A 10,072-nucleotide genomic window follows, 5' to 3' on the forward strand; every position below is an offset into this window, starting at 1 on the left:
TTTAAGTTGTTTACTGGACTAGGAATTAGTTGCACGATATTAATGGCAGTTCTTCCGGGGGCCATATACTTCATTCATAAAAAAATCACAACGTATGGAGCTCAGCCGTGGAAAGAAGAGGCACAAAAAAAGAAACCTGAATAAGTTTTAGGTTTCTTTTGTGCACAAAGCATATGTTGAAGGGGGATACCTTCTATGTATGCTTTGTTTTTTATACAAGTCCTAACCAATGTACCAATTGTGTAGAGAGGAATGTAACAACAATTGCGATAACAGTAGGGATTGCGAACGATAAGAATGTCCATTTTGCACTTTTTGTTTCTTTATATATGTTAACCAGTGTTGTTCCGCACGGGAAATGAAGGAGTGAGAACAACATTGTATTTAACGCTGTTAACCAAGTCCAACCATTTTCTAAGAATAGATTTTTAATTTGGTTAAAATCATCTATTTCAGTTAAAGCCCCAGTTGATAAATAAGACATTAATAAAATCGGGATAACAATTTCATTCGCTGGTAGTCCAAGAATGAATGCAGCTAGAATAAAGCCGTCAAGTCCTAACATTTTAGCAAATGGATCTAGGAAGTTTACAAAATACATAAGTAAGCTTGTGTCACCGATGAAAATATTAGCAAGTAACCAAGTTAATGCAGCCGCAGGGGCAGCTACAACTACAGCTCGTTTTAAAACATATATTGATTTATCGAGTGTTGCGCGTACAATTGTATTCCAAACTTTTGGCTTACGGTACGGTGGTAACTCAAGTGTGTAGTGAGTCGGAACACCTTTTAAAGCTGTTTTTGATAGTACCCAAGAAACGGTTAATGTCATAATGACACCAATTACAACCATTCCAACTACAACGCCAGCAGTAACAAGTGTTTGCATACTACCTGTATAACCAGCAGCCATAAATAGTGAAGCCATTAAAATTAACATAGGCCAGCGTCCATTACATGGGACGAAGTTGTTTGTTAAAATAGCAAGCATACGCTCACGTGGTGATTCGATAATACGTGTTGACATAATAGCGGCAGCGTTACATCCAAACCCCATTGCCATTGTTAAAGATTGTTTACCATGCGCGCCAGATCGCTTGAATAAGCGGTCCATATTAAACGCGACACGTGGTAAGTATCCGTAGTTTTCTAATAGTGCGAACATAGGGAAAAAGATTGCCATAGGTGGTAACATAACGCTAATAACAGCACCGATACCACGGAATAAACCGAGTATTAAAATGCCATGTAACCATTCAGGTGCATGCATTACTTGGAACCAAGATGTTAAATGTCCTTCGACCCAGCCAAAAAACTCAGCAATCATCTCGGATGGCACGTTAGCACCAGCGATTGTAAGATAAAAAATAATAGATAAAATACCGAGCATAATTGGAAATCCCCAAATAGGAGAAGTGAAAATCTTATCTAATCTTTCTGAACGATATAATTTATCAGTATTCGTATATTGGACAGCTTCTTTACATATACTCGCGGAGGTTCGATAAATATCTCCGACAATATCATCGCGTATGTCCTCTTTTGAAAGTGTTTGTGCATGCTGAACAATGTAGTCCAGCGGAAGTGCTTTACTGGCTGAGTGAGATTCCATTTATTACGACCTCCCTTACAAGTGGTTCGTTATGATGTTTTTGAAGTGCAGTTAAGAAATTTTTATCTCCATCTAAAATACGTAACGCAATCCAACGTGCTGGATACGTATCACCGAAAACTTTATAAATTTGTGGTTCTAATTCTTGAATCATATTTTCGATTTTATCGTTATAAGTAATTTTACTTGGTGTTGGAATTAGTTTTTTATTTGCTACTTTAGCGATGACATTTAGCAAATGACCAATGCCTACTCGGTTGCGAGCAGAAATCATTACTACAGGTACACCGAGTGATTTTGCTAATTTCTTTTCGTCAATAATGATTCCTTTTTTCTCCGCTTCATCAATTAAGTTAATACAAATGACTACATCGTTTGTCATTTCCATCACTTGGAGTGCTAAATTTAAATTTCTTTCCATTGCAGTTGCATCTATAACAACTACAGTTACTTCTGGTTTTTCAAATATAATATAATCTCGTGCTACTTCTTCATCTGCCGAATTTGAATATAGTGAGTAAGTTCCAGGTAAATCTATTATTGTATATATATTTCCGCCATGCTTATATTCCCCTTCAGCCTTTAAAACGGTTTTCCCCGTCCAGTTTCCAGTATGTTGTTTTAAGCCTGTTAAAGTATTAAATAATGTACTTTTCCCGGTATTCGGGTTACCAGCTAACGCAATGCGATGGTTACTCATCTGAAATCATCTCCTATTAATACCCCGAAAATAAGGGAGCTTTCTTCACTACGCAGTGCAATAGTTGTGTTGCTTACTTGATAAGCGACTGGGTCTCCAAGTGGGCTGCGTTGTAATACTTTAATTGTCGCTCCAGGAAAAAAGCCTAAATCTAATAAACGTCGTTTCATAGTTCCTTCTAATTGTATCTTCTCAATTTGTACAAATTCCCCTGTTCTGAATTCGGAAAGGGGTTTAGTATTAGCCGATACCATAAAAGTTACCTCATCTCTATATTTTTAGTTTTAGTTTAAAAAGTTTCCTTAGGTAAACTTTTTGATACTAATATAGTAGACTACATTTAATGATGCTGTCAATTAGTACTTTAAAAATATTCAAATATTTTTAGAATTGTTCCAATTTATTTAGCTGTACCGAAAAATATTACTGGAATTCTTCTTAAAGTAAGAGTGTAAAAGCTTAAAAATATAGGGGAATTGTAAATGTAGTTTTAACCTAAAGGGAAAAATACAGAAAATCATTTACATTGAATTTACATTGTTAAGATTAAATTTACAATACTGCGTGTTTAGTGTGGGTTTTGTTGGCTTTTTCAACTGTAAATGTTGGAATGTCTAGCTTTTAGGGGATGTTATCTCTATTTACTTAAACTTAAAAATTGCTTAACACTCACATAATATTGTTGTCCTACAATGAATTTGTGTTCGAAAGAAGATGAATTCGAAAAGTGATAATCCAAATGGGGGTACAAGACATGGTTATGAAAAAGGGTATTAAATTTTCTTTAGCGGCTTTAGTTGTTGCAGGTGCATTAGTTGGATGTGGAAAAGCAGAAAGTACGGATAATAAGGAAGCTGCTAAAGGTAGCGATGCAAAACAAGAATTATCAGGTACGATTGCAGCGGCTGGCTCTACAGCTCTTCAACCTCTTGCGGAGGAAGCTGGAAAGAAATTCATGGAGAAAAATTCAAAAGTTTCTATTCAAGTTCAAGGTGGCGGTAGTGGAACTGGGATTAACCAAGTAGCATCTGGTGCGGTACAAATTGGTAACTCAGATGTTCCAGCTGGAGATAAAATAAAAGATGCTGAAAAAGCAAAAGAATTAGTAGATAACAAAGTTGCGGGTATCGCATTCGCACTTGTCGTAAATAAAGATGTAAAAGTTGATAACTTAACAGTAAAACAAGTGCAAGATATCTTCACTGGAAAAGTAACGAACTGGAAAGAAGTAGGCGGAAAAGATGAAAAAATCAATGTAATTAACCGACCGGCTTCATCTGGTACACGTGCTACTTTTGAAAAGACAGTGATGAAAGACGCGAAGATTAATGATGGAACTGGTACAACACAAGATTCTAATGGTGCTGTAGAGCAAGCGATTAACTCTACTCCAGGTTCAGTTAGTTACTTAGCAATGTCTTACATGGTTGGTGAGAAAAAAGGTGCGTTACAAACGGTTAAAATTGATGGATCTGAACCGAAAGTTGAAAATATTTCTGCTGGTAAATATCCATTCTGGTCTTACGAGTACATGGTAACTAAAGGTGAGGCAAAAGAAGCGACAAAAGCTTACATTGACTATGTAAAAGGTAAAGATTTCGAAAAACAAGTAGAAGATATGGGTTACATCCCAATGTCTAAATTAAATAAGTAATAAAATTTTATGGGGCTGGCTGCAAGGCCAGTCCTGTTCAATGCAATCTATGAAGTGGGGTCTGTCCTGTGATGAAGGGGAAAAAACAAATTAATTACGTAAAGAGTGAATATATAGGTAGATCACTTGTTACGTTTTGCGGTATCTTTATTGTTTTTATTACATTAGCTATTATTGCGTTTATTTGCGGCAAAGGAATTCAATCTTTCACGCAAAGTGGTATCTCGTTTTCTGAGGTGTTAACTTCGACAAAATGGAATCCAAATGCTGATCAAGGTACGTATGGTGCTGTCATCTTTATTGTCGGTTCGACGCTTGTGTCGTTAGGTGCTGTTGTCATTAGTGCACCAATTGCTATAGCTCTTGCTATATTCATGAATTTAATTTCGCCGAAGTTTGGGAATAAAGTATTAAAGCCTGTTTTAGAATTATTAGTTGGTATTCCATCAGTTGTATACGGATTATTAGGGGTTACGATCTTGGTTCCTCTATTACGGGATTCGTTCGGTGGAGTGGGATTTAGTTTAATTGCGGGTATTATTGTCCTGAGTATTATGATTTTACCTACTATTGCTAGTATTGCCTCTGATGCAATACGCTCTGTTCCGTTTGATTACTTGGAAGCTTCTTACGGTCTAGGATCGACGAAATGGCAAGCGATTAGCCGAGTTATTGTTCCTGCTGCAAAACAAGGGATTTTAACAGGTATAGTTTTAGGGTTAGCGCGTGCTTTTGGTGAAGCGTTAGCGGTTCAAATGGTAATCGGGAACACGATTAAATTACCGGAAGGAATATATAGTCCAACAGCAACGTTAACAGGTATTCTGACAATGGATATGACGAATACATTGAACGGAACAGCTTGGAACAACGCGCTATGGACGTTAGCGATGATTTTACTTGTTATTTCATTCCTGTTTATTTTAGTAATTCGAGCGATTGGTCAAAGAGGTGAGCGATAATAATGAATGCAAGAACGGTAAATAAAGTTTGGACAGGTATCTTTTATGGGGTTGCAGCTTTAGTTGTAGCTTTGCTGGCTTTTTTAATGTACGAAATTCTGCAAAAGGGATGGGGATTTTGGGATCCTAGTTTCTTATTCGGAGAACCAAGCAATACAAGAGCTGGTGGGGGAATTGGTCCACAGTTATTCAATTCTTTCTACATGCTTGTTATAACACTTATTATATCTATTCCTCTTGGACTAGGGGCTGGAATATATTTAGCGGAGTATGCAAAACAAGGTCGTTTTTTAAGTTTTGTTCGTTTATGTATTGAAACAATGGCGTCTTTACCTTCTATTGTTGTTGGACTATTTGGCTTATTAGTATTTGTTACCATGACAGGCTGGGGATATACAGTAATGGGTGGAGCTCTTGCTTTAACTATTTTGAATTTGCCTGGTTTAACACGTGTTTGTGAAAATGCGATTTCTGAAGTTCCTCATAATGTAAAAGAGGCGAGTCTTGGACTGGGTGCAACGAAATGGCAAACAATTGCCCGCATCATTATCCCGTCTTCGTTACCACAAATCATTACAGGTATTATTTTAGCGGCAGGCCGTATATTCGGTGAAGCTGCGGCGTTAATTTATACAGCGGGTTTAACATCACCTATTTTAAATTCAGCAGCGGACTTCTCGAGCCCCTCGCATCCTTTAAATCCATTTAGACCAGCTGAAACGTTAGCTGTTCACATTTGGAAATTAAACTCTGAAGGGATTATCCCGGATGCGAAGTTAATTGCAACAAAATCTGCAGCTGTATTAATTATTATGGTATTACTCTTTAATATCATTTCTCGTTTCGTAGCATCTGTATTACACAAGCGTTTTACAGGAGCGAAAAAAAGTCGTAAAACGACGAAGAAGGTAAAAGCGGCATAAATGTCCGTAAAAGAACTCTCTGTTTATAAACAGGGAGTTTTTTTACGGACATTTATTAAAATCATTAACGGTAAGAGGGAGCGAATCGACAGTTGTTGGGGGAGTCTCTTATGATATTGAGTGGAAACTGATAGGTTTTTTGTTGGAACAAGAACATAGTGTTATATTAGATAGCCCATGTCTCTATGGGGGGATGCTTGAAAAGGAATAGGTTTATGTCGGAAGTATGGGACTACACATAAATATATTGAATGTTATCTTAATGATATAGAAGAAATTAATCGTAGGTTACAAACGCGTGAACGTAAGATAAGTCAAATTACAAAAGTAGCATTTCAAAAATGTCTGGCTGGCAGTAAAAGGCCTTTACATGGTGAATATCTTATTGTAGATTCTGGAGAGCCGCTAGAGAAGTATGGTAAAAAAGTGATGGATTATATTATGGATAGGTAGAGGGATAAAAAGGCGTTATCTTCATAATTGAAAATAACGCCTTTTAGTTTAAATATCAGGTGTTTCTGTAGAAGTGCTTATTTTTCTGCGGGAGCGTCTTTTTCTCCCGATTTTATCTAATAGTTCATACATAACGGGAACGACTACTAATGTAAGAACGGTTGAGACTGCCAAACCACCGATTACAACGACGGCCAGACTTTTCGATACCATACTTCCTGCTTGAGATTGTCCGAAGAGGAGTGGTAGCATAGCGACGATTGTTGTTATAGCTGTCATAATAATTGGGCGTAATCTAGTAGATCCTGCTTCTAGTAAGGCTTCTCTGGTTTCCATACCGTTTTCCCGATTTTGTTGCACTCTTTCTATTAATACAATAGCATTTGTAACGACAATCCCGATTAACATTAATGCGCCGATTAATGAATTTACGTCAACAGGTGTTCTTGAAATGATTAATCCTAAAATACCGCCGACAGCAGCTAATGGTAAAGAGAATAAAATCGCGAAAGGAGCACGTGCTTGCCCGAATGTGATAACCATAATTAAATATACAATCCCGATTGCGATTCCCATAATTTTGAATAAATCTGTGAAGTTCTCTTGCATAGATTCAGTAGCGCCTGCGACATTTACTTTTGCTCCGTTAGGTAAATCTAAGTCGGCTATCGCCTTGTTTACTTCTGCGCTTACTTTGCTTAAATCTTCACTTGAAGCTTCTGCGGTAATTTGAATCGTTTCTTTCCCATCTTTATGGAAGATTTCCGTTTGAAGTTGTTTTTCTGAAATAGTTGCAATGTCTTTTAAAGGAATTGGTCCGTTAATAGGTGATAGTATGTTTGTGTTTAAAATATCTTCTTGTTTGTTAACGGATGCCTTTTTATGTTCTATCATGATGGTTGTTTTTTCATTATTGATTGAGATTTCCCCAATAGGAGATTTCTTCATAAGGAATGATACTTGTTGAGCTGCTAATTCTGGTGTTAAACCGTGTTGTTCCGCTTTTGTTTGATCGATATGAATTTGCCATTCTTTTTTAGAGTCTTCTATATTTGTTTTTACTTTAGAAAGAGAATCCATGCTTTTTAGTTTTGTTTCGACGATGTTAGCGGCCTTTTTTAAATTTGTTTCGTTAGTAGCGGTTACGTTAAATTGTAAGTTGTTTCCGCCTCCAGAGTCAGAGTAACTCGTTTTTATATAATCAAGTTCAGCTGGTTCAAAAGTATTATGATCCTTTTTTAATTCTTTAATATATTGGTCGATATTAGATCCTTTTTTAAAGACTACAAATATAGTTGCAAGATTGTTTTGAGTTGTCTGTCCCCATTGTGCATCTTCTGCGCTAGATCCCATTCGCAAAATAACATCTGTTACATCAGAATTAGAGAGGAGTTTCTTTTCGAAATCAAAGGCTTTTTGTTTTTTAGCTTCAGAATCATAATCACCTGGAAATGTCATGTTAACGGAAAGCATTGTATCGTCCTCAGACTTTATGTTAGCTTTCGGAAGTAGTATGTAGGCTGCAATTGATCCTGCAAATAATAAAAAAGAAGTGAGTAGAATGATAAACTTATGAGAAAGAGCCCACTTTAATGTAGTGACATATCGCGGTGAAGAATGTGAATTGCGACGTTTTGTTTTTTTGAGCAGTAAAAAAGCCATAAGTGGAACGACCGTTAATGCCACAATTAAGGAAGAAAGTATAGAATACACAACTGCTAACACCATAGGTAACATTAGTTTTCCGATTACTCCCGATACGAGACCGATAGGTAAAAAAACGGCGACTGTCGTTAAAGTAGAAGAGGTAATTGCGACGGCGACCTCTTTTGTTGCATCGAGAATAATATCTTTAGAGAAAGATCCTTTTTGTAAACGACGGAAAATATTCTCGATGACAACGATACTATCATCGACGAGACGTCCGACTGCAACGGCTAAGCCACCAAGAGTTAGAATGTTAAGTGTGATGTTAGATTGATGGAGTAAAAATAGTGTTAATAAAATAGATAATGGAATACTAACGACAGCGATGAGTGTTGTTCGGAAGCTGCGTAAAAAGATTAAGATAATGAGAGTTGCAGCAATTGCCCCAAGGATTACTTCTTTTCCCATACTAGTAACAGCATTTTCAACTTGCTCATGAGTTGAAGCTAAAAGTTTAATAGAGAATTGATCTTTATATTGCTTGCTTATATCTTTAATCTTTTTATCAATCTCTTTTCCGATTGCAACCGCATTTTTACTCGGCTCTTTCATGATGATTAATCCTGTTCCTTCTTCCCCGTTTATGTGCGAGATTGTATCGTAATGTTGTTTTAATTCAATTTGAGCAACATCTTGTAATTTTACTTGAGGTGTAACGGTGATATTTTTTATGTCATTTACATTTTTTATATCCCCGATGACACGAAGATTGTATTCGGCCTTATTAACGGTAATTGCTCCGGCTGGAGTGGAAGTTTCTTTTCCTTGTAAAACTGTTAATACTTGCTGTGATGTTACGTTTTTATCTTTTAGTTGGTTAGGATCAAGTACGATGGATAATTCGGAAGTTGATTTTCCGAAAAACATAACATTGGCAACACCATCAATGCTTTCGAGTTGTGGTACGATTTCTTTCTCAATTTGTTTTTCGTCAGCTTTTGAAAATCCGTTTTGCTTCTGGATGGTAATTTGAGCGAGTGGAATCATAGAAGTGTTTAATTGGCTAACAACAGGTTTAGTTACATCTTTAGGTAATTTAATCGTATTAATTGTTTTTTCGACTTCGCGTGCCGCGTCTTTCATATTTGCCTTGGATGTATATGCAATGTCGATGCGTGATAATCCCTCATGTGTGGAAGAAGTGATGCCATCGATATGTTCTAAATTACGAAATTGTTTTTCAAGGGGGTCAGTTACGTCCTTGGTCATCGTTTCAGCATCGAGCCCTTGAGATAATGTCGTAACAGTTATTGCAGGGTTATCGATGCTTGGTAAAAATTCCATAGGTAATTTAGAGCCGGAATAAACACCGAGTATGGAAATGAGAAAAACCATAATAATAATAGCGGCTCGGTTTTTTAATGAAAATTTTGTTAACCTATCCATAAAATAATTCCTCCATTAGTTTATTTATAGTTTTGTGGGCACTTTCTTACTATATAACAAAAATTGGATATCTTTCATTAATTAAATGTAAAAAAATTCTAACAATAATCTTAATTTAATATTTCGAGGGGAAGTTTGTTATTTGTGGAAGCAAAATTCCTGATTGGAGAGAAAAATCAGGAATTAAAGTTTTGCTCTAGTATAGTGGCCAAGTTTTTTGTTACTCTACATTTAAATGATTATTTGTCCTTCTTAAGCAGAACTATATTAATTATAAAATTAAAAAAGGAGAAGACTAAAGGTTAGGAAGTTATTGTGAAATACTGCCTGGTTGATGATAGTGTATAGTAACTTGTATACAATCAAAATGAATGTTTTTAGTAGAAAGGATAAGGGTTCTTTCTATAGAAGAAAGTAGGATAGATAACTTTTTGTATTTTTTTATAAAAAATACTTGTTATTTAAAAACCATGATGGTATATTAATAAACGTCGCTGATGCGGAAACGCAGAAAACGACAAAAAAGAAATTCAAAACATAGTTGACATCGAAAAATGAAGATGTTAATATGATGAAGTCGCTTTTGAAGTGGCAGACAAGTTCTTTGAAAACTGAACGAAACAAACAACGTGAACGTCAATTTTTATTTTTAGATGCTAGACAAACTAACTTTAT

At 36.1% G+C, this 10,072-nt stretch carries 8 protein-coding genes and 1 pseudogene; 5 read left to right on the forward strand and 4 right to left on the reverse strand.

Translation table 11 applies throughout. From position 1 onward, the window contains the following. Positions 1 to 6 precede the first annotated feature (6 nt). A complete protein-coding gene (locus SB773_RS12170) occupies positions 7 to 144 on the forward strand; it encodes a hypothetical protein (RefSeq protein WP_105587737.1) in 138 nt (45 codons plus the stop codon). Positions 145 to 211: 67 nt separating this feature from the next. On the opposite strand, the gene SB773_RS12175 is transcribed toward SB773_RS12170, so the two are convergent. From SB773_RS12175 to SB773_RS12185, 3 genes are read right to left on the reverse strand one after another with little or no spacing between them, the layout of a single operon-like run. Continuing rightward, on the reverse strand, positions 212 to 1,612 hold the full coding sequence (locus SB773_RS12175; RefSeq protein ID WP_410590117.1) for a nucleoside recognition domain-containing protein: 1,401 nt from the start codon (positions 1,610 to 1,612) through the stop codon (positions 212 to 214). Beyond that, the gene (locus SB773_RS12180) at positions 1,590 to 2,312 is read right to left on the reverse strand and encodes a FeoB small GTPase domain-containing protein (RefSeq protein ID WP_410590119.1); all 723 of its coding nucleotides are present in this window, start codon (positions 2,310 to 2,312) and stop codon (positions 1,590 to 1,592) included. The genes SB773_RS12175 and SB773_RS12180 overlap by 23 nt, the downstream gene beginning before the upstream one ends. Continuing rightward, on the reverse strand, positions 2,309 to 2,566 hold the full coding sequence (locus SB773_RS12185; RefSeq protein WP_002090873.1) for a FeoA family protein: 258 nt from the start codon (positions 2,564 to 2,566) through the stop codon (positions 2,309 to 2,311). The genes SB773_RS12180 and SB773_RS12185 overlap by 4 nt, the downstream gene beginning before the upstream one ends. Before the next feature lie 500 nt (positions 2,567 to 3,066). Between SB773_RS12185 and SB773_RS12190 the strand changes: the two genes are divergently transcribed. The 4 genes and pseudogenes from SB773_RS12190 to SB773_RS12205 form a co-directional block, all read left to right on the forward strand. Continuing rightward, complete coding sequence (locus tag SB773_RS12190) at positions 3,067 to 3,966, forward strand: phosphate ABC transporter substrate-binding protein PstS family protein (RefSeq protein ID WP_000245113.1); 900 nt, start codon at positions 3,067 to 3,069, stop codon at positions 3,964 to 3,966. 71 nt (positions 3,967 to 4,037) lie between these two features. Then, the gene (gene pstC / locus SB773_RS12195; protein ID WP_002090872.1) at positions 4,038 to 4,928 is read left to right on the forward strand and encodes a phosphate ABC transporter permease subunit PstC; all 891 of its coding nucleotides are present in this window, start codon (positions 4,038 to 4,040) and stop codon (positions 4,926 to 4,928) included. A 2-nt stretch (positions 4,929 to 4,930) separates the two neighbouring features. Further along, a complete protein-coding gene (gene pstA / locus SB773_RS12200) occupies positions 4,931 to 5,851 on the forward strand; it encodes a phosphate ABC transporter permease PstA (protein WP_002010630.1) in 921 nt (306 codons plus the stop codon). A 49-nt stretch (positions 5,852 to 5,900) separates the two neighbouring features. Beyond that, a pseudogene (locus tag SB773_RS12205) lies at positions 5,901 to 6,304 on the forward strand (P-loop nucleotide/nucleoside kinase family protein); the annotation flags it as partial. Between the two features lie 48 nt (positions 6,305 to 6,352). Here the strand turns inward: SB773_RS12205 and SB773_RS12210 are convergent. Further along, positions 6,353 to 9,397 carry an efflux RND transporter permease subunit gene (locus SB773_RS12210; RefSeq protein WP_044444520.1) on the reverse strand — a complete coding sequence of 1,015 codons (3,045 nt, stop codon included), beginning with the start codon at positions 9,395 to 9,397 and terminating at the stop codon, positions 6,353 to 6,355. Between the last annotated feature and the right edge of the window lie 675 nt (positions 9,398 to 10,072).

The organism is Bacillus sp. SIMBA_074 (assembly GCF_046534555.1).
Lineage (GTDB): Bacteria > Bacillota > Bacilli > Bacillales > Bacillaceae_G > Bacillus_A > Bacillus_A mycoides.